This is a genomic window from Pseudomonas sp. DR48, from assembly GCF_019823085.1.
In the GTDB taxonomy this organism is placed as follows: Bacteria; Pseudomonadota; Gammaproteobacteria; order Pseudomonadales; family Pseudomonadaceae; genus Aquipseudomonas.
The window spans coordinates 3125682-3150772 of record NZ_CP081946.1 but is presented as its reverse complement, the minus strand read 5'-3'; the positions used below and the strand labels follow the sequence as shown (position 1 = coordinate 3150772).

At 59.4% G+C, this 25091-nt stretch carries 24 protein-coding genes; 6 read left to right on the top strand and 18 right to left on the bottom strand.

Going from position 1 to position 25091, the window contains the following annotated elements:
- The first annotated feature begins 125 nt into the window (after positions 1–125).
- The gene (locus K5K95_RS14140; protein WP_222589919.1) at positions 126–1751 is read left to right on the top strand and encodes a glucan biosynthesis protein D; all 1626 of its coding nucleotides are present in this window, start codon (positions 126–128) and stop codon (positions 1749–1751) included.
- Positions 1752–1960: 209 nt separating this feature from the next.
- On the opposite strand, the gene K5K95_RS14135 is transcribed toward K5K95_RS14140, so the two are convergent.
- The 3 genes from K5K95_RS14135 to K5K95_RS14125 form a co-directional block, all read right to left on the bottom strand.
- Positions 1961–3067, bottom strand: coding sequence for an NADH:flavin oxidoreductase/NADH oxidase (locus K5K95_RS14135; protein ID WP_222589918.1), 1107 nt, complete (start codon positions 3065–3067; stop codon positions 1961–1963).
- A gap of 244 nt (positions 3068–3311) precedes the next feature.
- Positions 3312–5021, bottom strand: a complete 1710-nt coding sequence (gene recJ, locus K5K95_RS14130; protein WP_222589917.1) for a single-stranded-DNA-specific exonuclease RecJ — start codon at positions 5019–5021, stop codon at positions 3312–3314.
- Between the two features lie 66 nt (positions 5022–5087).
- Complete coding sequence (locus K5K95_RS14125; RefSeq protein ID WP_222589916.1) at positions 5088–5630, bottom strand: YaeQ family protein; 543 nt, start codon at positions 5628–5630, stop codon at positions 5088–5090.
- A gap of 147 nt (positions 5631–5777) precedes the next feature.
- Between K5K95_RS14125 and K5K95_RS14120 the strand changes: the two genes are divergently transcribed.
- Both K5K95_RS14120 and K5K95_RS14115 read left to right on the top strand, forming a co-directional pair.
- Entirely contained in the window at positions 5778–6977 is a 1200-nt protein-coding gene (locus tag K5K95_RS14120) for a CaiB/BaiF CoA transferase family protein (protein ID WP_222589915.1), read from the top strand.
- The gene (locus K5K95_RS14115; RefSeq protein ID WP_261398177.1) at positions 6958–7884 is read left to right on the top strand and encodes a TIGR02285 family protein; all 927 of its coding nucleotides are present in this window, start codon (positions 6958–6960) and stop codon (positions 7882–7884) included. The genes K5K95_RS14120 and K5K95_RS14115 overlap by 20 nt, the downstream gene beginning before the upstream one ends.
- A 170-nt stretch (positions 7885–8054) precedes the next feature.
- On the opposite strand, the gene K5K95_RS14110 is transcribed toward K5K95_RS14115, so the two are convergent.
- The 11 genes from K5K95_RS14110 to ffh form a co-directional block, all read right to left on the bottom strand.
- Positions 8055–8342 carry a DUF3509 domain-containing protein gene (locus K5K95_RS14110; RefSeq protein WP_222589913.1) on the bottom strand — a complete coding sequence of 96 codons (288 nt, stop codon included), beginning with the start codon at positions 8340–8342 and terminating at the stop codon, positions 8055–8057.
- Between the two features lie 161 nt (positions 8343–8503).
- Positions 8504–9859, bottom strand: a complete 1356-nt coding sequence (locus K5K95_RS14105; RefSeq protein WP_222589912.1) for a transporter substrate-binding domain-containing protein — start codon at positions 9857–9859, stop codon at positions 8504–8506.
- 121 nt (positions 9860–9980) lie between these two features.
- A complete protein-coding gene (gene thrC, locus K5K95_RS14100; protein ID WP_090188006.1) occupies positions 9981–11390 on the bottom strand; it encodes a threonine synthase in 1410 nt (469 codons plus the stop codon).
- A gap of 104 nt (positions 11391–11494) precedes the next feature.
- Positions 11495–12799, bottom strand: coding sequence for a homoserine dehydrogenase (locus K5K95_RS14095; protein ID WP_222589911.1), 1305 nt, complete (start codon positions 12797–12799; stop codon positions 11495–11497).
- 134 nt (positions 12800–12933) lie between these two features.
- Positions 12934–13665: a bifunctional protein-disulfide isomerase/oxidoreductase DsbC gene (gene dsbC, locus K5K95_RS14090; RefSeq protein WP_222589910.1), complete on the bottom strand. Its 732-nt coding sequence runs from the start codon at positions 13663–13665 to the stop codon at positions 12934–12936.
- Between the two features lie 255 nt (positions 13666–13920).
- Positions 13921–14817 carry a site-specific tyrosine recombinase XerD gene (gene xerD, locus K5K95_RS14085; RefSeq protein ID WP_090188011.1) on the bottom strand — a complete coding sequence of 299 codons (897 nt, stop codon included), beginning with the start codon at positions 14815–14817 and terminating at the stop codon, positions 13921–13923.
- A 134-nt stretch (positions 14818–14951) separates the two neighbouring features.
- Complete coding sequence (rplS, locus tag K5K95_RS14080; RefSeq protein WP_003175895.1) at positions 14952–15302, bottom strand: 50S ribosomal protein L19; 351 nt, start codon at positions 15300–15302, stop codon at positions 14952–14954.
- A 45-nt stretch (positions 15303–15347) separates the two neighbouring features.
- Positions 15348–16058: a tRNA (guanosine(37)-N1)-methyltransferase TrmD gene (gene trmD, locus K5K95_RS14075; RefSeq protein WP_231997134.1), complete on the bottom strand. Its 711-nt coding sequence runs from the start codon at positions 16056–16058 to the stop codon at positions 15348–15350.
- 44 nt (positions 16059–16102) lie between these two features.
- Positions 16103–16639, bottom strand: coding sequence for a ribosome maturation factor RimM (gene rimM / locus K5K95_RS14070; RefSeq protein ID WP_007944873.1), 537 nt, complete (start codon positions 16637–16639; stop codon positions 16103–16105).
- A 5-nt stretch (positions 16640–16644) separates the two neighbouring features.
- Complete coding sequence (gene rpsP, locus K5K95_RS14065) at positions 16645–16896, bottom strand: 30S ribosomal protein S16 (protein ID WP_010463010.1); 252 nt, start codon at positions 16894–16896, stop codon at positions 16645–16647.
- A 249-nt stretch (positions 16897–17145) separates the two neighbouring features.
- Complete coding sequence (gene ffh / locus K5K95_RS14060) at positions 17146–18522, bottom strand: signal recognition particle protein (protein ID WP_003209589.1); 1377 nt, start codon at positions 18520–18522, stop codon at positions 17146–17148.
- A gap of 195 nt (positions 18523–18717) precedes the next feature.
- On the opposite strand from ffh, the gene K5K95_RS14055 reads away from it, so the two are divergent.
- From K5K95_RS14055 to K5K95_RS14045, 3 genes are all read left to right on the top strand, one after another.
- Positions 18718–19530 carry an inner membrane protein YpjD gene (locus K5K95_RS14055; protein ID WP_222589909.1) on the top strand — a complete coding sequence of 271 codons (813 nt, stop codon included), beginning with the start codon at positions 18718–18720 and terminating at the stop codon, positions 19528–19530.
- A 12-nt stretch (positions 19531–19542) separates the two neighbouring features.
- Positions 19543–20784, top strand: coding sequence for an HlyC/CorC family transporter (locus K5K95_RS14050; RefSeq protein WP_222589908.1), 1242 nt, complete (start codon positions 19543–19545; stop codon positions 20782–20784).
- 211 nt (positions 20785–20995) lie between these two features.
- A complete protein-coding gene (locus tag K5K95_RS14045) occupies positions 20996–22312 on the top strand; it encodes an MFS transporter (RefSeq protein WP_222589907.1) in 1317 nt (438 codons plus the stop codon).
- A 126-nt stretch (positions 22313–22438) separates the two neighbouring features.
- Here K5K95_RS14045 and purT read toward each other — a convergent pair whose 3' ends face one another.
- From purT to K5K95_RS14025, 4 genes are all read right to left on the bottom strand, one after another.
- On the bottom strand, positions 22439–23620 hold the full coding sequence (gene purT, locus K5K95_RS14040; RefSeq protein ID WP_222589906.1) for a formate-dependent phosphoribosylglycinamide formyltransferase: 1182 nt from the start codon (positions 23618–23620) through the stop codon (positions 22439–22441).
- 92 nt (positions 23621–23712) lie between these two features.
- A complete protein-coding gene (locus K5K95_RS14035; protein WP_222589905.1) occupies positions 23713–24180 on the bottom strand; it encodes a preQ0 transporter in 468 nt (155 codons plus the stop codon).
- A 158-nt stretch (positions 24181–24338) separates the two neighbouring features.
- On the bottom strand, positions 24339–24554 hold the full coding sequence (locus K5K95_RS14030) for a DUF1289 domain-containing protein (protein ID WP_222589904.1): 216 nt from the start codon (positions 24552–24554) through the stop codon (positions 24339–24341).
- Positions 24551–25075, bottom strand: coding sequence for a gamma carbonic anhydrase family protein (locus K5K95_RS14025; protein ID WP_222589903.1), 525 nt, complete (start codon positions 25073–25075; stop codon positions 24551–24553). Before K5K95_RS14025 ends, K5K95_RS14030 begins: the two co-directional genes overlap by 4 nt.
- Positions 25076–25091 lie beyond the last annotated feature (16 nt).

The window sequence follows — 25091 nt, the reverse complement described above, 5'->3', positions numbered from 1 at the left end:
ACCGTTTAAGCTATTTGTTATCTGTGTAGAGTCCGTTGCGTTTGGCCGAAGGCATGTCCGAACCGATATTTTTGATCCAGCACGTGCCAGGAACGGCGCGGGATTGTTCACGACAGGTTGTACTTATGCATCGCAGGAATTTGCTCAAAGCGTCCATGGCCATTGCGGCTTACACCGGTTTATCGGCCTCTGGCCTGATGGCCGCGCGTGCCTGGGCAAGCAATGGCACCGCTGATGGCGACGCCCAGGCGTTCGATTTCGAGGCGCTGAAGATCCAGGCCAAGCAACTCGCCGGCAACCGCTATCAGGACACCAAGCAAGTTCTGCCGCCGACACTGGCGACCATGACGCCACAGAATTTCAATGCGATCCGCTACGACGGCAACCACTCGTTGTGGAAAGACTTGAACGGTCAGCTGGACGTGCAGTTTTTCCACGTCGGCATGGGTTTCAAGCAACCGGTGCGCATGTACAGCGTCGATCCCAAGACGCGGCAGGCCCGTGAAGTGCATTTCCGCCCTTCCCTGTTCAACTACGAAAAAACCACGGTCGACACCAAGCAGCTCACGGGCGATCTGGGGTTTTCCGGGTTCAAGTTGTTCAAGGCACCGGAACTGGACCGCCACGATGTGCTGTCCTTCCTCGGCGCCAGCTATTTCCGTGCGGTAGATGCCACGGGCCAGTACGGTCTGTCGGCCCGCGGGCTGGCGGTCGATACCTACGCCAAGAAGCGTGAGGAATTCCCGGACTTCACCAAGTTCTGGTTCGAGACGCCGGACAAGGACAGCACCCGCTTCGTGGTCTATGCCCTGCTGGATTCGCCGAGTGCCACCGGCGCGTACCGTTTTGACATTGATTGCCAGGCCAGCCAGGTGGTCATGGGCATCGACGCGCACATCAATGCGCGGACCGCCATCGAACAATTGGGCATCGCACCGATGACCAGTATGTTCAGCTGCGGCACCCACGAGCGCCGCATGTGCGACACCATTCACCCGCAGATCCACGATTCGGATCGCCTGGCGATGTGGCGTGGCAACGGCGAGTGGATCTGCCGTCCGCTGAACAACCCGGCGACCCTGCAATTCAACGCCTTCGCCGACACCGACCCGAAAGGTTTCGGCCTGGTGCAGACCGATCACGAGTTCGCCAGCTACCAAGACACCGTCGACTGGTACAGCAAGCGTCCGAGCCTGTGGGTAGAACCTACGACGGCGTGGGGCGAAGGCTCTATCGATCTGTTGGAAATTCCTACAACCGGCGAAACCCTGGACAACATCGTCGCGTTCTGGACCCCGAAAAAACCGGTCGCAGCCGGTGACTCCCTGAACTACGGCTACAAGCTCTACTGGAGCGCGTTGCCGCCGGTCGGCACACCGCTGGCGCGGGTCAATGCGACTCGTTCGGGCATGGGCGGCTTCATCGAGGGCTGGGCGCCGGGCGAGCATTACCCAGAGGTCTGGGCGCGCCGGTTTGCCGTGGACTTCACAGGCGGCGGTCTGGACCGCTTGCCGGAGGGCGCGGGGATCGAGCCGGTGGTGACGTGCTCCAACGGCGAGGTCAAGGACTTCAATGTGCTGCAGCTCGATGACATCAAGGGTTACCGGATCACTTTCGACTGGTACCCGACCAATGACAGCGTGGCGCCGGTGGAACTGCGGTTGTTCATCCGCACCAATGACCGCACGTTGAGTGAGACCTGGTTGTACCAGTACTTCCCGCCGGCACCGGATAAGCGTAAGTACAGCTGATAGTAAAAGGTTGTCTGGGCTGGCCCTTTCGCGAGCAAGCCCGCTCCCACAGGTGATCTTCGTTGGATACAAAATCTGTGTCTTATGAAAATCCAGTGTGGGAGCGAGCCTGCTCGCGATGAGGCCAGCCCTAGCGCTGAATATCCCTTTCGCAAAAAAAAAGCCCCGATCAACTCGATCGGGGCTTTTTTGCTTTTTACGGCATCACCTCAGTCACGCAAATCAGACTCATGAATCGGCTGATCGCGATGCGTCGCCCGCTGATACTGCGCCGGCCAGGTGGCCTTGCGGCCACCCAGGTCATCATCGGCATGCAGCGGCCAGTACGGGTCGCGCAGCAGCTCACGCGCGAGGAAGATGATGTCGGCCTGACAGGTGCGCAGAATGTGCTCGGCCTGCGCAGGCTCGGTAATCATTCCTACCGTGCCGGTGGCAATGCCTGACTCCTTGCGCACCCGTTCGGCGAAGCGGGTCTGATAACCAGGTCCTGTAGGAATCTCGGCATTGGCCGCTGTGCCACCGGACGACACATCGATCAAGTCCACGCCCAGATCCTTGAGACGACGCGCCAGCTCGACGGTCTCATCCGGATTCCAGCCGTCTTCCACCCAGTCGGTGGCCGACACCCGCACGAACAACGGCAGTTCTTCAGGCCACACCGCACGCACTGCTTCGGTAACTTGCAGCACCAGACGGATCCGGTTCTCGAACGAGCCGCCATACTGGTCGCGCCGCTGATTGCTCAGCGGCGAAAGAAACTGATGCAACAGGTAACCGTGGGCAGCGTGGATTTCGACAACTTTGAAACCGGCGGTCAACGCCCGCTTGGCCGAGGCGACAAAGGCCTGGATGACCTCAGCAATCTGGCTGTCATCAAGTTGTTTGGGCGGTGTGTGCTGCGGGTCGAAAGCAATCGGTGAAGGACCGACCGGGACCCAGCCACCGTCGTCGGGTTTGACGCTGCCATGCTTGCCGAGCCACGGCCGATGGGTGCTGGCCTTGCGTCCGGCGTGCGCCAATTGAATACCGGCCACCGCGCCTTGAGCGGTGATGAAGCGGGTGATGCGTTGCAACGGTTCGATTTGATCATCGTTCCATAGACCGAGGTCTTCGGCGGTGATGCGCCCGTCGGCCGTGACCGCCGTGGCTTCGGTGAATACCAGCCCGGCACCGCCGACAGCGCGGCTGCCGAGGTGGACCAGGTGCCAGTCATTGGCCAGTCCATCGACGCTGGAGTACTGGCACATTGGCGATACCGCGATGCGGTTGAGCAGGGTCAATTGACGAAGGGTATAGGGTTCAAGCAGCAGACTCATGGGGCACCTCTCGAATCAGTGGGCAGGCTCCAGGGTTCTGTTTGAAAAGTCGACGAGTGACAGGAAAAAGGTAGAGCACCCGCCCCCGCGGGCAAAAAATTCGACAAGACGTCACAAGGATTATCAAGCAGTGCTTAGAGCCTAGTCGACATCGCGGGATGAGGGAGGGTTCCGGGGATATTTGGCGTCAGGTAGATCGCTATCGCGGGTAACCCCGCTTCCACAGGGTTTGCCCGCGACGAACTCAACGAGGTTCAATATGGGCAATCATCAATTGCACCGTCTCGTTCCCACGAAACTCGTTAAGGTCGAGTTTGTACGCCAGCTCTACCCACTTGATGGTCGGATTCGGCCAGATATCACGGTCGATACCGAACGCAATGCCATCCAGTTTCACCGAGCCGCATTCGCTTTTCAGCACCACTTTGAGGTGCCGCTCGCCGACAACGCGCTGCTCGACCAACTGAAACACGCCATGAAACAACGGTTCCGGAAAGTGCTGCCCCCAAGGCCCGGCATGGCGCAAGGCGCGGGCCAGTTCGAGGTGGAATTCTTCGACCGCCAACACCCCGTCCGACAGCAGCCGTCCGGTCAGGTCTTCTTCGCGCAATTGCCTGCGCACTTCGGCGTCGAAGGCCTCGGCGAACAACGGAAAATTCGCTTCCGGCAACGTCAAGCCGGCCGCCATCGCATGGCCGCCGTATTTGCTGATCAGGTTTGGATGCTGCGCCGCCACCACGCTCAGGGCGTCGCGAATATGGAAACCCTGGACCGAACGTCCCGAGCCCTTGAGCAAGCCATCGCCTGCATCGGCAAAGGCAATCGTCGGACGGAAATAGCGTTCTTTCATACGCGAGGCGAGGATTCCGATGACACCTTGGTGCCACTCTGGATCGAACAGGCACAAGCCGAACGGCATCGACTCGACCGGCAGGTCCTTGAGCTGAGCCAGCGCTTCACGCTGCATGCCCTGCTCGATGGATTTGCGGTCCTGGTTCATGCCGTCGAGCTGCACGGCCATTTCCCGGGCCAATCCTGCGTCGTCGGTGAGCAGGCATTCGATGCCAAGGCTCATGTCATCCAGGCGCCCCGCCGCATTCAGGCGCGGGCCGACAATGAAGCCCAGATCAGTCGAGGTGATCCGCGCAGGCTCACGCTTGGCGACTTCGAGGATCGCTTTGATCCCCGGACGCGCTCGCCCGGCACGAATGCGCTCCAGGCCCTGGTGCACCAGAATCCGGTTGTTGGCATCCAGCGGCACCACGTCGGCGACGCTGCCGAGCGCCACCAGGTCCAGCAATTCTCCGATGTTCGGCTGCGGCTTGCTGTCGTACCAGCCGAGGCTGCGTAAACGCGCGCGCAGCGCCATCAACACATAGAAAATCACCCCGACGCCGGCCAGTGCCTTGCTTGGGAACCCGCAACCCGGCTGGTTCGGATTGACGATGGCATCGGCCAGCGGCAGCTCATCGCCCGGTAAGTGGTGGTCGGTGACCAAGACTTTGAGCCCGGCCTTTTTCGCCGCCGCGACGCCTTCAACACTGGAAATGCCGTTGTCCACGGTGATGAGCAACTGTGGCGTGCGCGTCAGCGCGACTTCGACGATTTCCGGGGTCAGGCCGTAGCCGTATTCGAACCGGTTCGGCACCAGGTAGTCGACATGCGCCGCGCCCAGCAGGCGCAACCCCAACACGCCCACGGTGCTGGCGGTGGCGCCATCGGCGTCAAAGTCGCCGACGATCAGAATTCGCTGACGCTGTTCCAGCGCCACGACCAGCAAATCCACCGCTGCATCGATGCCTTTAAGCTGCTGGAACGGGATCAGACGCGCCAGGCTCTTGTCCAGTTCAGCCTCCGACTGCACGCCACGCGCCGCGTACAAGCGGGTCAGCAGCGGCGGCAGATCACCGAGGAATGGCAGGGTGTCGGGCAACAGGCGAGGTTCGATGCGCATGGGGTGACAGGTGCTTCTCTTGAATACGTAGGATAAAACCGGACAAAGCGGTCCAGCGACGAATAATCAGCCGCGTTCGCCGCTCAGCCATTGCAATTGGACTTCGTGCTGACCACGGTCGTCGGTGACGAAAATAGTCCCTTCGCTGATCATCACGTCCCACTTGATAACGCGCGGCATGTCTTTAGCCAGGGTTACCAGCACGTCTTGCGGCACGGCGGCGATGTGCACGTTTTTCAGGTTCTTGATCGCCGGGATCACTTTGGTTTCCCAGACACGCAAGCTGCCGTAGGCCAGCAGGCTGGTGCGCTCGGTGCGGCGCGAGCACCAGGTCAGGCGATCGGCGTCTGGCTGACCGACTTCGATCCAGTGCAGGACACGGTCATCCAGGCTTTTTTCCCACAGGGCTGGTTCATCCACGTCTGACAGACCGCGACCGAACGACAGCTGCTCGTTGTACCAGAAGGCGTAGGCCAGCAGCCGCACGGTCATGCGCTCTTCGGTTTCCGAAGGGTGACGGGCAATGGTCTGCTTCACAGACTCGTAAATGCTGCGGTCGAGGTCGGTGAGGTTCAGTTCAAACTTGTAGGTCGTGGACGGCTGGGCCATGAACGGGCTTCTTGATACGAGGAAAGGCGGCAAGTCTAACCGATGCGGTAGGCAATCAACGAATTGAAGGCGATCAACCTTGCTTGTCTGACGTTGGGCTATGTTAAAAGGCTATATCCCTTTACCGTTTGTCCTACAGGTTCCAGCATGCCGTTCACCGCCAAACCGCTTTCAGGTCTTAAAGTCATCGAATTGGGCACCTTGATCGCCGGGCCTTTTGCCTCGCGCATCTGCGGTGAGTTTGGCGCCGAGGTGATCAAGATCGAGTCTCCCGACGGCGGTGATCCGTTGCGCAAATGGCGCAAGCTGTATGAAGGCACCTCGTTGTGGTGGTTTGTCCAGGCACGCAACAAGAAGTCGCTGACGCTGAACCTGAAACACCCGGACGGTCTGGCGATTCTGAAAAAGCTGCTGAGCGAAGCGGACATCCTCATCGAGAATTTTCGCCCTGGCGTCTTGGAAAAACTCGGCCTGGGCTGGGAAGTCTTGCACGCGCTGAACCCGAAACTGGTGATGGTGCGGCTCTCGGGCTTCGGCCAGACCGGGCCGATGAAAGACCAGCCGGGTTTTGGCGCCGTCGGCGAATCCATGGGCGGTCTGCGCTACATCACCGGTTTCGAAGACCGGCCACCGGTGCGCACCGGGATTTCCATCGGTGACTCGATTGCCGCGCTGTGGGGCGTCATTGGCGCGCTGATGGCGCTGCGTCATCGCGAGGTTAACGGTGGCGAGGGCCAAGTGGTCGACGTTGCGCTGTATGAAGCGATCTTTGCCATGATGGAAAGCATGGTCCCGGAGTTTGACGTCTTCGGTTTTATCCGTGAGCGCACCGGCAACATCATGCCGGGCATCACGCCCTCCTCGATCCACACCAGCGCCGACGGCAAACATGTGCAGATCGGCGCCAATGGCGATGCAATCTTCAAGCGTTTCATGCTGATCATCGGTCGCGAAGACCTGGCCAATGACCCGGTGCTGGCCAGCAATGACGGGCGCGACAGTCGTCGTGACGAGATTTATGGCGTGATCGATCGCTGGGTCAATTCGCTGCCGCTGGACACGGTACTTGCCCAGTTGAATCAGGCCGATGTGCCGGCGAGCCGGATCTTCAGCGCCGAAGACATGTTCAGCGATCCGCAATACCTGGCCCGGGAAATGTTCCTCCAGGCCAAGCTGCCGGATGGCAAAGACTTCAAGATGCCGGGAATCGTGCCGAAACTCTCAGAGACACCCGGCACATCGGAATGGGTCGGGCCGCAGTTGGGCGAACACAATGCGCAGGTACTGAACGATCTTGGTTATGACAAGGAACAGATCGCAAAGCTGCGTGAAGACGGGGCGATCTAAGCTGAAGCGCCTGCTTTCATCAGCCAGTCACAACACCCGCCACTGGTGCGCAGTGGCGGCTGTGGGGCTATCGGCCGGGTTGGCATCTCCGGTCTGGGCACAGCCTAAAGAGACGCTGATCTGGTTGCTGCGCGATTTGCCGCCAACGATGATCCTTGAAGGACCAAAAAAAGGTCAGGGGATTATCGATCACATGTTGCCGCTGTTGATCGCCGGCTTGCCGCAATACGAGCACACGCTGATGCGGGTCAATCGCGCCCGGGCCATGCAAATGCTCCACGAAGAATCGTTTACCTGCGACCCCTCCCTGGTCTGGACCAAGGAGCGGGAACAGTGGATTACGTTCTCGATTCCGGCCTTCCGTGCCGTGAGCAACGGGCTTGTCGTGCGCATGGAAGATCGATCGGTGCTTGAGCCGTTCTTGATCGACGGAGAAGTCGATCTGGCGGCGCTGCTGGTCAATGGGCAAAAGAAAGTCGGCGTGGTGGCCGAGCGCAGTTACGGTGAGGTGCTCGACACATTGCTCAAACAGGCACCGGACGGTGCCCTGACGCCTCACTACGGCAACGATGCCCTGAGCAGTCTGTTGCAGATGCAGCGTCTGGGACGATTGCAGGTGGTGCTGGGTTACTGGCCAGAAATCCGCTACCTGGCCCAACAAGCGAACATCGCCGATGACGAGCTGGCGTTTTATCCGATCAAGGGTACGGGCAAGTACCTGTCCGGGCACATCGGTTGCTCCAGTACACCCCAGGGCCGACAGGCTATCAGCGAAATAAATCAGCTGTTGCGCACCTTGCCTCACGAGGGACTGGACCGGTTGTATGCCGACTGGCTCGATCCGCCAAGGCGTAAGGATTACCTGGAAGAAACCAAGGCGTTTTTCGAGCATCAAGCCGGGCAGTGACAAATCGCAGGCAAAAGAAACCCCGAGAAGTGGGGAGACGACTCGGGGTTAAACGTGGCCTACATAAAGACCAGTGGCAGCAAGCTACAAGCACCGGAGCACAATGCTTGATCCTGCTGTTACATGCTCTGACTGACGTGGGCGCAGGAAGGTTCCCACAAAAACGCAATTCAATTGCGGCGGGCCAGGATCTTGTCCTGAGCCGCATTGCGCAACGCCGCAATCACACAGGGCTCCAGCCGCCCTTCGGCAATCAGCAGATCGCGGTGCAAACCATCGACCACATCGGTCAGCTGGCGTTTATCGGCCAGCTGGGCCTGGTTGAACAGCCGTTCGACCATGATCGCGCCGGTCGTACTCTTCAGCGTCACCAGGCATTCGCCATGCGCGCCCGAGGGAGTCAGCGTGACCTGATACGGGCTCAGCGCCTCACCAAGCAATAGACTGATACTTTCCATCTCGATCACCACTCAATAGTCCGAAAACAAAGTGCCTGGGGCCTGTCTACAATAAGTGACCACTGGCCCGAGAAGAAAGTTCTGAATTCCAGCTCCAGGCGCAACAGCGTCTCTGGTCGAAAGAGCATGCACGCCAAAGATGACAGAGCAAAAACAGCGCGTCACATTGATGTTGTGCGCCGACCGATATCGGTCCATCCCCCGAGCAACCCGCGCAATTGGCCGTCGGCACCATAGAACGGCACCGTCCATTGGTAAATATCCCGGACCCCGTTGTTGAACATCAATTGACGCTCACTGAAGCGCGGCTTTCGCGTCTCAAGCTGAGCCATGAACTCGGCGTGCAACAGCGCTGCGGTTGCCTTGGGCAAGACATCGAGTTCAATCAGCTGCCTTCCCTGAATCTGATCGAAACGGGTACCGAGCCCCTCCTCGTAACTCTTGTTGCACATGATCAAACGTCCTTCCAGATCACGCACGAACATCGGATCGGGCATGGCGTCCATCAAGGCATGCTGGAAAGACAGTTGATCACCGAGGCTTTTTTCCGCGTCGGCACGCTGGTTGATCAACGCCGCGAGTCGGCGATTCCAGAGCAAGGAAAGCAGGCCGAACAGGCTGATGACGAACATGCCCCAACAGAACCATTGAGATATCTGCGGCCAGCGAGAGGTCGGCTCGACGGGGGCTACCCCTCTAAGCCATTTCAGGCGAATGGCACGCAGTTCTGCCGCAGGAAAAGCCTCAAGCGCCTTGTTGAGAATACTCAACAACAGCGGCTGACCTTGGCGTACCGCAAGGTGATCAGCCTCCCACTTACCCTCCACCGCACGCCCGACCTTCAGTTGCCCCAAGGGATAGAGCTGCGCACCGATTTCATTTTCGATGGTGGCGTAGGCGTCACCGCTTTCAACCAGCGCCCTGGCTTCGGCGTAGGTTTTGACCGCGCGCAATTCGATCGTCGGGTAGTCGCGGCGAATAGTGCTTTCGAGTGCGTGACGAGTGGGTAACACCAGCACTTTTTCCGCCAACTGATCCAGGGAACGCACAACAGGCGCATCAGCCCGCCCGACAAATACCCACCCGGCGCCACCGAAGGCATGGCTGAAATCCAGAAACGTCTTGCGATCGTCATTCATTGCAAGCGTGGTACTCATGTCCGCTTCGCCACTCTCCAGACGCCCGAGCAATTGATCGGTGGAAAACGACTCTTCGTGTACAAACTGCAAGCCTGTCATGGCCGTGATGTGATTGAGCAAATCGTTGTTCAGACCACTCCATCGACCGTGCTCATCCTTGAACAGATACAACGGATACTGCACCGATGCGACAACGACTCGCGGGTGCTCGGCGAGCCATGCCAATTCATCGGCATCCAGCTCGATGGTTGCACCGACTCTCGCGCCCTTGGGCTCGGCAGTCGTCAGTTGCGCTGCCGCCGCCCCATGAGCAACGCCCAGGACAGCGATCAAAAACATCCAGCACGCGGCTGGTTTGAACCCTCTGAAAAACAGCATTGCCACTTCCTTCGCGATCAGATCGCCCGTCCTTCCTGGGGCGAAAACCCGACAAGTGTGGCATGCAGAAATGAGAAAGCCCGTCAGGAGACGGGCTTCAAAATGTGACAGCGTTTGCCGGTTACAGAGGCTTGCCGCGGTTGCCATGCTGACTGACAAAGGCCTGCACGGCTTTCAGATCGTTCGGCAACACGGTGCAACGCTCATCTCGCTCAAACAAATCAGAAAGATGTGCAGGTAGCTCAAGCGCTTTTCCTACACCGGCTTTCTCCACTGCATCCGGGAATTTGACCGGATGGGCGGTGCCCAGGATCACCATCGGAATATCCAGGCTGCGGCGGCATTCGCGCGCTGCTTTCACGCCGATGGCGGTGTGCGGATCCAGCAACTCACCGGTTTGCTCGTAGACTTCGGCGATGGTTTCGCAGGTTTGCGCGTCGTCCACGGCCAGCGAGTCGAACAACTTGCGAGCTTCAGTCCAGCGTTCCTGTTCGACGCTGAAACCGCCACCCTGTTTGAAAGTATCCATCAGGCCGGCAATGGCTGCGCCGTTGCGACCGTGCAGGTCGAACAGCAGGCGTTCGAAGTTCGACGACACCATGATGTCCATCGACGGCGACAGCGTGGCGTGCAGGGTTTCCTTGACGTACTGGTTGCCGCTCATGAAGCGGTGCAGGATGTCGTTGCGGTTGGTGGCGACGATCAACTGGTTGATCGGCAGGCCCATGTTGCGCGCCAGGTAACCGGCGAAGATGTCGCCGAAGTTGCCGGTCGGCACCGAGAACGACACCGAGCGCGCCGGGCCGCCCAACTGCAGGGCTGCGTGGAAGTAGTAAACGATCTGGGCCATGATTCGCGCCCAGTTGATCGAGTTCACCGCCACCAGACGCGTGCCTTTGAGGAAGCTCTGGTCGGCGAAGCTGTTCTTGACCATTTCCTGGCAGTCATCGAAGTTGCCTTCGATGGCGATGTTGTGGATGTTCTCGCCGAAGATGGTGGTCATCTGGCGACGCTGCACTTCGGACACGCGGTTGTGCGGGTGCAGGATGAAAATGTCGACGTTTTCGCAGTGCTTGCAGCCTTCGATGGCGGCCGAACCGGTATCGCCGGAGGTAGCGCCAACGATCACTACGCGCTCGCCGCGTTTAGCCAGCACGTAGTCGAGCAAGCGACCGAGCAGTTGCAGGGCGAAGTCCTTGAACGCGAGGGTCGGGCCGTGGAACAGCTCCAGCACCCATTCATTGCCGTTCAGCTGACGCAGCGGTGCGATGGCGTTGTGCGAGAACACGCCGTAGGTTTCTTCAAGAATCTTTTTGAAATCGGCATCGGGAATGCTGCCGGTCACGAACGGGCGCATCACCCGGAAGGCCAGCTCGTGATACGGGAGGCCGGCCCAGGAAGCGATTTCTTCCTGGGTGAAGCGTGGCAGGTTTTCCGGCACGTACAGGCCGCCGTCGGTGGCCAGACCGGCCAGCAGGACGTCTTCGAAATTCAGGGCCGGTGCCTGGCCGCGGGTACTGATATAGCGCATAAGAGCAAACCTTCGGTTTTGGCTTCAAGCCGCAAGCTAAAAACTACAAGTGAACAGCGCTTTGCTCTCACTTGCAGCTTAAAGCCTGAAGCTTGCAGCTGCTGTTAATTCAGGTGTTCGACGCGGATCCGTACAACCGGACCGACCACACCCGTCAGGGCTTCCAGAGCGGCGATCGCATCGTTCATGCGCTGTTCCAGCACACGGTGCGTCAGCAGGATCATCGGCACCAATCCGTCATGCTCTTCGACTTCTTTCTGCATGATCGATTCGATGTTGATGCCGCGCTCCGACAGGATGCTCGCCACTTGGGCCAATACGCCCGGATGGTCCTTGGCCTGGATGCGCAGGTAGTACGAGCTTTCGCAGGCTTCGATCGGCAGAATCGGGTGCGCGGACAGCGAATCCGGCTGGAAGGCCAGGTGCGGCACGCGGTTTTCCGGGTCGGAGGTCATGGCGCGAACCACGTCCACCAGGTCGGCGATCACCGACGAAGCCGTTGGCTCCATGCCAGCGCCAGCGCCGTAGAACAGCGTCGAACCGGCGGCGTCACCGTTGACCATCACCGCGTTCATCACGCCGTTGACGTTGGCGATCAGGCGATCAGCCGGGATCAGCGTCGGGTGTACGCGCAGTTCGATGCCCGCTGCCGTGCTGCGAGCGACACCGAGGTGCTTGATGCGATAGCCCAGCGCTTCGGCGTAGTTCACGTCAGCGGTGGTCAGCTTGGTGATGCCTTCGGTGTAAGCCTTGTCGAACTGCAGCGGGATGCCAAAGGCGATGGACGCCAGGATCGTCAGCTTGTGGGCTGCATCGATGCCTTCAACGTCGAAAGTCGGATCGGCTTCGGCGTAACCCAGGGCCTGCGCCTCGGCGAGTACGTCTTCGAAGGTGCGACCCTTCTCGCGCATCTCGGTGAGGATGAAGTTGCCGGTGCCGTTGATGATCCCGGCGACCCAGTTGATACGGTTGGCGGACAGGCCTTCACGGATCGCCTTGATCACCGGAATGCCGCCAGCAACAGCCGCTTCGAACGCCACGATCACGCCTTTCTCGCGAGCCTTGGCGAAAATTTCATTACCGTGAACGGCGATCAGTGCCTTGTTCGCGGTGACCACATGCTTGCCATTCTCGATGGCCTTGAGTACCAGCTCGCGGGCAACGGTGTAGCCGCCCATCAGCTCTATGACGATGTCGATCTCAGGGTTCGTGGCCACTTCGAAGACATCGTTGGTAATCGCAATACCGGTCGTTTGGAACTGAGGCTTTGGCGTGCGCATGGCAATTTGTGCCACTTCGATCCCACGCCCGGCACGACGAGCAATTTCCTCGGCGTTACGCTGAAGTACGTTGAAGGTACCGCCACCGACGGTCCCTAACCCACAGATGCCTACTTTGACCGGTTTCACTGTGAACTCCCCATAAAACGGCCGACTCAAGGCCGGCCGTGAAAACAGCCGCACGTTCGCGACTCTCTATTAATGACCCGGTAAATGTTGCTGCCGGGCCATGATCGTCAAGGGCTGGCCATGACGATGCGAATTTACTTCGCGCCCAGCGCCAGTTTGGCGACTTGTGGCGCAGGCTGGTAGCCCGGAATGACCTGACCGTCAGCCAAAACGATGGCCGGTGTGCCGTTCACGCCAATCGACTGACCGAGGGCAAACTGCTTGGAAACCGGGTTATCGCACTTGGCGGCCTTGATTTCCTTGCCATCGACCATTTTGTCCATGGCGGCTTTCTTGTCTTTCGAGCACCAGACCGCTTGCAGCTGTTCGTCACCCGGCGAGCCCAGGCCCTGGCGCGGGAACGCGACGTAACGCACTTCGATGCCGCGCTTGTTCAGCTCGGGCACTTCGGCGTGCAGTTTGTGGCAATACGGGCACGTGGTGTCGGTGAACACGGTGATATGCGATTTGGTTTCGCCGATCGCCGGGTAGACCACGGTTTCAGCGACCGGAATCTCATTGATCAGTTTCGAGACGCCCAGGCGTTCGGTCTTCTCGGTCAGGTTGACCGGCTTGCCGTCCTTGAGCTGGAACATATAGCCCTGAACCACATATTGGCCGTCGGCGCTGGCGTAAAGCACGCGGCTGCCTTTGAGTTTGACTTCATACAGACCTGGTAGCGGACTGGCGGTGATGGTTTCGACAGGCACATCGAGCTGGAGGTTTTCCAGGCTCTTACGGATGGCTTTGTCGGCCGCGTCATCGGCGACGGCAAAGGTACTGACCAACGCAATGGCTGCGGCGGCGAAAATATGGGTCAGACGCATGAGAACTCCTGAAGGCGGACAAATGGGACGATCAGAACGCCCGTGCCGAAACACCGGGTCATAATCGCCCATCGTGCAAACCGGCAAAGCCTACCACATAAGGCCCGCGTGGCCGAATGCGCCTGACGCAAGACATAGAGGGAGACTTAGACCCTTGTGGGAGCGGGCTTGCCCGCGAAGAGGCCGTAACATTCGAAGAAGATGTTGACTGTTACATCGCCTTCGCGGGCAAGCCCGCTCCCACAGGGATGACATTCAGCCGCGCGGGTGGTGCTTGGCGTGCAGGTCTTGCAGGCGTGCGCGGGCAACGTGAGTGTAGATCTGGGTGGTCGACAGATCGCTGTGGCCGAGCAGCATTTGCACCACGCGCAGGTCGGCGCCGTGGTTGAGCAAGTGCGTGGCGAAAGCGTGACGCAGGGTATGCGGCGACAGCGACTTGCCGATCCCGGCGACCTTGGCCTGGTGCTTGATGCGATGCCAGAAGGTCTGGCGGGTCATCTGCTCACCCCGCAGGCTGGGGAACAGCACATCACTTGGCCGCCCACCGAGCAACTCACCACGGGCATCGCGCATGTAACGCTCGACCCAGACAATCGCCTCCTCACCCATCGGCACCAGTCGTTCCTTGCTGCCCTTGCCCATCACGCGCAATACGCCCTGGCGCAGGTTGACCTGTTCCAGTGTCAGGCTGATCAGCTCCGTCACCCGCAAGCCGCAGGCGTAAAGCACCTCAAGCATGGCGCGATCACGCTGGCCGATGGCTTCGCTCAAGTCCGGCGCCTTCAACAGCGCTTCCACATCCGCTTCCGACAACGATTTGGGCAACGGCCTACCGAGTTGCGGCATGTCGACACGCAACGTCGGGTCAACTGCGATCAGCTTTTCCCGCAGCAGATAGCGATAGAAGCCACGCACGCCGGAGAGAAAACGCGCGGTGGATCGGGGTTTGTAGTTTTGCTCCAGACGCCAGGCCAGGTGATCGAGGATCAGTTCGCGACCGGCGTTGATCAGCTCGAGGCCTTTTTCCTGCAACCAGCCATTGAACAAAGCCAGGTCGCTGCGATAGGCATCGCGGGTATTGTCGGAAAGACCTTTTTCCAGCCAGAGGACATCAAGGAATTGGTCTATCAGAGGGTGATCGATGGCGGGCATAAAGGCTCAGGCAAGACAAGTAACGATGGGACAGTCTTTCATAGCCCGCCCAGCTGCGGAACCATTGCACGCATAAATCGCAGGCAACAAAAAAGCAGCCCGTAGGCTGCTTTTTTCTGCATCGGAAGCTGGACTTAAGCCAGTTTTTCCTTGATGCGAGCTGCTTTACCGGACAGGTCACGCAGGTAGTACAGCTTGGCTTTACGTACGTCACCGCGACGTTTAACGGCCATGCTGTCGATTTGCGGGCTGTAGGTCTGGAAAGTACGCTCTACGCCAACACCGTTGGAGATTTTACGAACGGTGAAAGCACTGTTTACGCCGCGGTTACGCTTGGCGATAACAACACCTTCGAACGCTTGCAGACGCGAACGGTCGCCTTCCTTCACTTTCACCTGAACGACAATAGTGTCGCCCGGGGCAAAGGTAGGGATCTCTTTGGTCATCTGCTCTGCTTCGAGTGCAAGGATGATTTTGTTAGTCATGCTGTGCTCCTAAGGTAAATCGTCGGATCTACCATCGATACGTTGTTAACTATCGTCCCGCTCGCGGATGTATTCCTCGAGCAGCTTCTTCTCTTCTCCAGAAAGCGAGCGGCTTTCCAGAAGATCGGCGCGTCGTTCAAAGGTCCTACCAAGGGACTGCTGTAAACGCCAACGCCGGATATGCGCGTGATTGCCACTTAGCAATACGTCGGGAACACGCTGATCCGCATACACCTCCGGTCGGGTGTAGTGCGGGCAATCCAGCAAACCATCCGTAAAGGAATCTTCCTCGGCGGAGTCCGCATGCCCTAAAGCTCCAGGCAGCAGTCGTGTAACCGCATCGATCAGGACCATCGCCGGCAGCTCGCCGCCAGACAGTACATAGTCGCCAATCGACCACTCTTCATCGACATGAGCTTCAATAAAACGCTCGTCAATGCCTTCATAACGACCGGCAATCAGGATCAATGCATCCAGATTCGCCAACTCGCGTACCGCCGACTGATTCAGTTGACGGCCTTGGGGGGACAGGTAAATCACCTTCGCCGCCTCCCCGGCTGCTGCCTTGGCCTGAACCAGAGCGTCTTCCAGGGGCTTGATCTTCATCACCATGCCCGGGCCACCGCCAAATGGGCGATCGTCCACAGTGTGATGTCGATCCGTCGTGTAGTCTCGCGGATTCCAACAGGTGAGCTGCAAGAGCCCCTGTTTCACCGCACGACTGGTGATGCCGTACTCGCTGATGGCGGAGAACATCTCGGGAAACAAACTGATCACTTCTACGCGCAAGTTAGCCACGCTTAGAAGTCCGCGTCCCAATCCACCTTCATCTCGCCTGCGGCAAGGTCGACGGCCAACACGCATTGCTCCGTATAGGGCAACAGGCGTTCGCGATCATCCAGGCTGCCAGCGCAAGGCTTGACCACCATTACATCATTGGCGCCGGTTTCCAGAAGGTGGTCGATTTTCCCGAGCAGTTGCCCGAGTTGATCAATAACCTTCAGACCTTCCAGCTGGTACCAGTAGTACTCGCCGTCGGTCAATTCAGGGAACAGGTTGCGCGGCACGCAGATCTCATAACCGGCCAGAAGACGAGCTTCTTCACGATCATCAAGACCCTTGAGCTTTGCGACCAGGAACTTGTCGTTCCCACGTCCGCTGACCAGCTCGACCTGTTTGACATTGCCTTCGCGCTTGAGCGTCCAGGTTTTGTACTGCAACAGGTTTTCAGTCGGATCAGTAAAGGAATAAACCTTCACTTCGCCGCGAACGCCATGAACAGAATAAATCTTGCCGATAACGATCAAATCATCAGCAACAGCTGGCGTCGCGTTCATATTGCTCAGGCCGCAGCCTTAGAAGCGTCCTTCAACAACTGAGCAACGCGCTCAGAAGGCTGTGCACCAACGCTCAGCCAGTAGGCTACGCGCTCTTGGTTCACGGACAGACGGACTTCTTGACCACGAGCAACAGGGTTGAAGAAACCAACCTGTTCCTTGTGCGAACCGTCGCGCGGGTTGCGGCTGTCGGTTACGGTCAAGTGGTAAAACGGGCGCTTTTTGGAGCCGCCAAGGGCAAGACGGATTGTTAGCATGTGAACATCGTTCCTGTAGTCGGTGCTGCAAATCTAAAGGCACAGCGGGCATAGGTGCCCGAAAGGCCGCATATTCTAAGGAATATCCGGACTTTTGCAAATGACTTTTTCCGGCGGCCTATCGGACGCCATCCAGATTTGCTATAGAGCCGTCGTTGAAAACGGCCAGTCAGCTCCCGCCAAGTGCGGGTTTGCTGGAGATCCCACTTCCGTGTGGGGTGCGCAAGAGCAAGCCCTTGCGCGAATTCTTTACATTTTCGGCATGCCGCCGCCGGGCAACATACCGCCCATGCCGCGCATCATTTTGGCCATCCCGCCTTTGGCGGAGAATTTCTTCATCATCTTCTGCATCTGCTTGTGTTGCTTGATCAAGCGACCGATGTCCTGCACCTGAGTGCCCGAACCCATGGCGATCCGGCGCTTGCGCGAACCGCTGATCAGCTCAGGGTCGCGGCGCTCGGCCGGGGTCATGGAGTTGATGATGGCTTCCATCTGTTTGAATTGTTTCTCTGCCGCGCCCTGGGCGTTGCCCATTTGCGCCAGGTTCACACCGCCGATGTTCGGCAGCTTGTCCATGAGGCCGCCAAGGCCGCCCATGTTCTTCATCTGTTGCAGCTGATCGCGGAAGTCTTCGAGGTCGAAGCCCTTGCCCTTCTTCAGCTTCTTGGCCAGTTTGTCGGCCTTGTCCTTGTCGAGAGTCGCTTCGGCCTGTTCGATCAGGCTGAGCACGTCGCCCATGCCGAGGATGCGCGAAGCAATACGCTCAGGGTGGAACGGCTCGAGCGCTTCGCTCTTCTCGCCCATACCGATGAACTTGATCGGCTTGCCGGTAATGGCACGAACCGACAATGCGGCACCACCACGGGCGTCGCCGTCGACCTTGGTCAGAATCACACCGGTCAGTGGCAGCGCATCGCCAAAGGCCTTGGCCGTGTTGGCGGCGTCCTGGCCGGTCATGGCGTCGACCACGAACAGCGTTTCGACCGGGTTGATCGCGGCGTGCAGCGCCTTGATTTCGCCCATCATCTCTTCGTCGATGTGCAGACGACCGGCGGTATCGACGATGACCACATCAATAAACTTAAGCTTTGCTTCTTTTATAGCCGCTTGCGCGATGTCGACCGGCTTCTGGCTCAGGTCGGACGGGAAGAAGGTAACGCCGACTTCACCCGCGAGCATTTCCAGCTGTTTGATCGCCGCCGGACGGTAAACGTCCGCCGACACGACCATGACCGACTTCTTCTTGCGCTCTTTAAGGAAGCGCGCGAGTTTGCCGGCGGTGGTGGTTTTACCCGCGCCCTGCAAACCGGCCATCAGCACGACGGCAGGCGGAACGGCGCTCAGGTTCAAATCTTCGTTGGCCGCGCCCATCAGGCTTTCGAGTTCGGCCTGGACGATCTTTACGAAGGCCTGGCCCGGCGTCAGGCTGCGCGACACCTCGGTGCCGACGGCACGTTCCTTGACCGAATTGACGAAGTCTTTGACCACCGGCAAGGCGACATCGGCCTCGAGCAACGCCATGCGCACTTCACGCAGGGTGTCTTTGATGTTGTCCTCGGTCAGCTTGGCTTTGCCGGTGACATGGCGCAGCGTCTGCGAGAGACGGTCGGTTAAGTTTTCAAACATTGCGCGATCCTTTCAGGCCCTGTGTAGACCGGGATAATGGCGGCCCAGACCGGAATAAACATGTGCTCGGCGAGCCTGCGGCGTGGGCAGGTCGCGGATTATAGCGAAGACTGCGTCTGGCGGACACCTCGCACTTTCGTGCTGCGGGGGTTCTATGCCAAACTCAGCGCCTTTCGGGCTTGCCTAACAGGATTTATGCTCCCCTTGTCACCCAGTTTGCTCACTACCCTCGCCGCCGCCTGCTTATATGCCGCTGCGACCCTCTATCAAGGCACTCGCCTGGCCACTGGCGCCAAGGCGAACAAGCGTCTGCTGGTCACGCTCGGCGTTCTGGCCGTGCTGGCTCACAGCGCCAGCCTGTTTACCCACCTGTTGACGCCAATTGGCCTGGGCCTGGACTTTTTCAGTGCCGCCAGCCTGATTGCCGCGGCGGTCATCGCCTTGACCCTGCTGGCCTGCTCGCGAATCCCGGTGGAAAACCTGCTTGTATTGCTGTTCCCGCTCGGTGCCGCCACGGCACTGCTGGCACAGTTCGCCCCTGCGGGCACGGTGCAGATCATCGACGAAGAGCCCGGCATTCTTGCGCATATCCTCTTGTCGATCCTCGCTTACGGCATGTTCACCATCGCCGTCTTCCAGGCGTTGCTGTTGCTGGTGCAAGATCACCAGCTCAAACATAAGCATCCGTCCGGCCTGATCAAGAACTTCCCGCCGCTGCAAACCATGGAAAGCCTGCTGTTCGGTTTCCTCTGGGCTGGCTGGACCCTGCTGTCGCTGTCGCTGATTTCAGGCTGGCTGTTCGTCGAGAACCTGTTCGCCCAGCATCTGGTGCACAAGACCTTGCTGGCCTGCCTGGCCTGGATCGTCTTCAGTGTTCTACTGTGGGGCCGTAACCGTCTCGGCTGGCGCGGACACAAGGCCATTCGCTGGACCCTCGCCGGTTTCTGCCTGCTAATGCTGGCGTATTTCGGTAGCAAACTGGTCCGTGAATACATTTTGCACATCTGACGGGCGGCAATAATGGACGACTTGCCCATAGGGCCGATGCTCGCGGTATTGGCCCTGCTGATTTTGTGGTCTGGGTTGTTTACCGCCATCGAAACAGCACAACAACACTTGCTGGCCCAGCGCACCGCCTCGCGCTCGAGCGACAAACCGGTGGCGAAGCTGAGCTTCCCGATCAATAGCCTGATTTTGTGCAATACGCTGTGCCGTGCGCTAGTCATGGTCATCAGTACATTGCTGGCGATCTTCACCTGGGCGCAAAACGGCCCCTGGATTGCCTGCGCGGTCGCCGGTGCCGTGCTTCTGGTGTTCGCCGACTACCTGCCGCGCACCCTGGCCGTGCGCTATCCGGACGCCATCCTCGCCTTGGGCAACACGTTGCTCGGCGCGCCGTTGAAAATCATCTACCCGGCCGCCTGGCTGCTAAATGCCCTCGCCCAGTTGCTGATGCGGCCGTTTGCCCGCAAACCCAAAGTCGTGCAGCAGAGCGAAGACGAGTCGCCGAACGAACGGCACGACAACCACGAGCAGCCCGTCTGCCGCCCACACCCGCTCGCGGGCATCCACGCGCTCGACAACATCACGGTCAACGACATCCTGGTGCCGCGCAGTGACGTCGACGGGATCAACCTCGACGACCCGATTGAAGAAATCATCGAACAGCTGCGCAATAACAAGCGCACGCGCCTTCCGGTGTTCCACAGCGACATCAACCAGGTCGAAGCGGTGCTGAACACCCGACAGATCCGGCACTTGCTACCCGATGGCAGCCTGACATTCGAGGCGCTGCTGGCCGCCAGTCACGAACCGTACTTCGTGCCTGAAAGCACGCCGCTGCAACTGCAACTGCTGAATTTCCACAAGCAGCAGCGGCGCCTGGGCATGGTGGTCGACGAATACGGCGAAGTGCTGGGCATCGTGACGCTTGAAGACATCCTTGAAGAAATCGTCGGTGAGTTCGAGAGCCAGCACAGCCTGGACAACCCGCACATCCATCCGCAGCCTGACGGGCGACTAGTGATCGAAGGCGCGGCGTCGATTCGCGAACTGAACAAGACCCTGGGCTGGCACCTGCCCAGCGACGGCCCGAAAACCCTCAACGGTTTGGTCACCGAAGCGCTGGAGACGATTCCCGACAGTGCGGTATGCCTGAAAATCGGGCGCTATCGCCTCGAGATTCTTGAGACCGAGGACAACCGCGTCACGCGCGTACTCATCTGGCATACCAGTTCGGTTCCGGCACTCCCTCAGGTCTGACGCAATCCCGTTGTTCAAGGCCCGGAACCTGTGGCAGCGCCCTTGCACCCCAAGCCCCTTGTTGAATCGTTAGCCGCCTTCCTATAATCGAGCCGCTTACCCAAGCCTCGCCCTACCCCCGTGCTACCCGCACACCGCTCCAAACCCACATCCCTGGGTGTTCGACCATAATAATTCGCTCCACTGGAGCATGACTGTCAGGGATCATCGCATGACGACCAGCACCGTTTTCAGCGACACCACGCCTGCGCAACCGACCAACTCCGCCACCCGCGTAGCGACGGCGAGTTTTATCGGCACTGCCATCGAGTTTTACGACTTCTACGTCTACGCCACAGCCGCCGCGCTGGTGATCGGTCCGGTGTTCTTTCCGCAGACTTCCGGCACCGCGCAGATGCTCTCGGCGTTCCTCACCTTTGGTATCGCTTTTCTGGCCCGACCGCTGGGTTCGGCCCTGTTCGGTCACTTCGGCGACCGTATCGGGCGCAAATCGACACTGGTTGCCTCCCTCCTGTTAATGGGCGTGTGCACCACATTAATCGGCGTATTGCCGGGTTACGACAGCATTGGCGCCTGGGCGCCGATCCTGTTGTGTGTCCTGCGTTTTGGCCAAGGCCTTGGGCTCGGTGGCGAATGGGGTGGCGCAGCGTTGCTGGCGACGGAGAACGCGCCCAAGGGCAAACGTGCCTGGTTCGGCATGTTTCCGCAGCTCGGCCCTTCCATCGGCTTTCTGGCCGCCAACGGCCTGTTCCTGACATTGGCCATGACCTTGAATGACGAGCAGTTCCGCTCGTGGGGCTGGCGGATTCCGTTCCTGCTCAGCGCCGTGCTGGTGATGGTTGGCTTGTACGTACGCCTCAAGCTCCACGAGACGCCGGTGTTCGCCAACGCCATGGCCCGTCAGGAACGAGTGAAGATCCCGCTGATCGAGCTGTTCAGCCAATACTGGGCACCGATGCTGTTGGGTGCCGGTTCGATGGTGGTGTGCTACGCGCTGTTCTACATCTCGACGGTGTTTTCGTTGAGTTATGGCGTGTCGACGCTGGGTTACACGCGCGAAACCTTCCTTGCCCTGCTGTGCTTCGCCGTCCTGTTCATGGCGGCGGCAACACCGTTATCGGCCTGGGCCAGTGATCGTTACGGGCGCAAGCCGGTACTGATCATAGGCGGCGTGCTGGCGATTCTGTCCGGATTTCTGATGGAACCGCTGCTGACTCAGGGGGCGACCTGGGGCGTTGCGCTGTTCCTGTGCATCGAGCTGTTTCTGATGGGCGTGACGTTCGCGCCAATGGGCGCGCTGCTGCCGGAGCTGTTTCCAACCCACGTTCGCTACACCGGCGCATCGGCGGCCTACAACCTGGGCGGCATCGTTGGAGCCTCGGCGGCGCCGTTCTTCGCACAGAAACTGGTGGCAATGGGCGGTTTGAGTTATGTCGGCGGGTATGTGTCGGGGGCGGCGGTGCTGAGTTTGATTGCTGTGCTGTGCCTGAAGGAAACGCGAAATAACGACCTGAATCGGGTGGCCTAAAGCAAAAGCAAAAGCAAAAGCTTCGCGAGCAAGCCCGCTCCCACATGGGACCTGGGGTGTACACACAATATGTGGACAACCAAGAACCCTGTGGGAGCGGGCTTGCCCGCGAAAGGCGCGCCTCGTTTACAGCTCGACGACGACAGCCTGAGCAGCACGGGTCGCTTTGGCACGAGCGGCCTCAATCGACTCATCCCGCGCCAACGCCACGCCCATCCGGCGCTGACCGTTCACTTCAGGCTTGCCGAACAGGCGCAACGCCGTATCCGGCTCGCTCAATGCAGCCCCCAGATTGGCAAAAGCTGTCTGGGTCGATTGCCCCTCCACCAGAATCACCGCCGAAGCCGAAGGCCCGAACTGACGGACCAATGGAATCGGCAGGCCGAGTATTGCCCGTGCGTGCAGCGCGAACTGCGACAGATCCTGAGAAATCAACGTCACCAGACCGGTGTCATGCGGACGCGGCGATACTTCGCTGAACCACACCTGATCGCCTTTTATGAACAGCTCGACACCAAACAGACCGCGACCGCCCAAGGCTTCGGTGACCGCTTTGGCAACGCGCTCGGATTCTGCCAGGGCAATCGGGCTCATGGCTTGTGGCTGCCAGGATTCCTGATAGTCGCCCTTCTCCTGACGATGGCCGACTGGCGCACAGAACGTCGTGCCGCCAATGTGACGCACGGTCAGCAGCGTAATTTCGTAATCAAAATCGATGAAGCCTTCGATGATCACGCGGCCTTTCCCGGCACGACCGCCTTCCTGCGCGTAATCCCAAGCGGTTTTCACGTCATCGGCGCTGCGCAGCAGGCTTTGGCCTTTACCCGACGAACTCATCACCGGCTTGACCACGCACGGGAAGCCCAGGTCCTCGACGGCCTTGCTGTAATCCTCGAAGGTGTCGGCGAAGTGATAAGGCGAGGTCGGCAGGTCCAGCTCTTCGGCGGCCAGGCGACGGATGCCTTCGCGGTTCATGGTCAGCTGTGCGGCACGCGCGGTCGGGATCACGGTGAAGCCTTCGGCTTCCAGTTCCACGAGGGTCGCGGTGGCGATGGCTTCGATTTCCGGCACGATGAAGTGCGGCTTCTCGGCTTCGATGACCGCACGCAGGGCGGCGCCGTCGAGCATGTTGATCACGTGGCTGCGATGCGCAACCTGCATGGCCGGCGCATTGGCGTAGCGATCCACGGCGATCACTTCAACGCCCAGGCGTTGCAGCTCGATCACCACTTCCTTGCCCAACTCACCACAGCCACACAGCAATACGCGGGTCGCAGTTGGCGACAATGGAGTTCCGATACGGGTCATCTCAGGTCCTCAAGAAGCGGATCATCGAGGGATGCAGCAACGTGCGCGCGTCCCCAAAGCGCGGCATTTTACATGAACCGCAGGGTTTGGCTTCAGCTGACGACGGCCTGTTTGCGCAGGCGCCAGGCCATGATCAGCCACACGGCGGTGACACCGGCGAACTTGGAGCCCATGGCGGTGAGGATCACGCCCGGTGTGAACGCGTCGATCATGCCGAAGAAGATGAAGGTATCGAGGGGAATGCTCAGGGCCGAACTTATCCACAGGCGATCGTGCAAGGGCCGCTTGGTGACGCTGAATACCAGCCAGTCAATGCACTCGGACACCGCGAACGCCGTGGCGCTGGCCAAGGCAATGGACGGATCGGACGTGACGTAGGACAGGACCAGGGCAGCGAGCATTGCGGCGATGGCGCCGTGGCCGAAGCGTGTTTGCACCATATCGCGCAAGACAAACACCAACCCGCCCCAGGCCGACCAGATGATGTCCAGGTGCGGGGCGGTGGAAAAGGCGTAGTTGATCAGCACAACGCTGCTGATGTAGGCGATCAGGAAGAACATGGGGACGTGGGATACCTGTCAATTTGGCGCACAGAGTAGCGTAGGAGCTGAGGAGTGCAACGAGGCTGCGATCTTTTGATCTTGTCTTTTAAGAAACCAAGTCAAAAGATCGCAGCCTCGTTGCACTCGACAGCTCCTACACAGCTGCTACACAGCGCCTACAGGTCAGGCGTTTTGCCCAGCATCCAGAGCAGGCCGCTGGATTTGGCCCGCTCATGACACAACCCCAGCACCTTGCGGCGCTCTTCATTATCCATCCGGCTCCAACGGGTGATTTCCTCCACCGTGCGCTGGCACCCGGTGCAAATATCATCCTCGTCCAGCGCACAAATATTCACGCAGGGCGACAGGACCGGTCGTTCAGTGGCGCTCATTCGTCCTGCTCGACCAGATCGCGGGCATAACGCTGCGAGTTGTGCACATAGTGCGCGGCACTGGCCTCCAGCATCTTTTTCTGCGGCTCGGTCAGTTCTCGAACCACCTTGCCCGGCGAGCCCATGACCAGCGAGCCGTCCGGAATCTCCTTGCCCTCTCCGATCAGCGAGTTGGCGCCGATGATGCAGTTCTTGCCGATCTTCGCGCCGTTGAGAATCACCGCGTTGATGCCGATCAGGCTGTAGTCGCCCACGGTGCAGCCGTGAAGCATGGCGTTGTGGCCGATGGTCACGCCGGTACCGATGGTCAGCGGGTAGCCCATGTCGGTGTGCATCACCGTGCCGTCCTGGACGTTGCTGTTCTTGCCGATCAGGATCAGCTCGTTGTCGCCACGCAGCACGGCGTTGAACCAGACGTTGGCACCCTCTTCCAGTTTGACCTTGCCCACCAGCACGGCATTGGGCGCAACCCAACTCAGCGGATGGGTTTCGACGCGGGCATCGCCCAGGCGGTATTTCATCTTGTTTTCCTCAAGG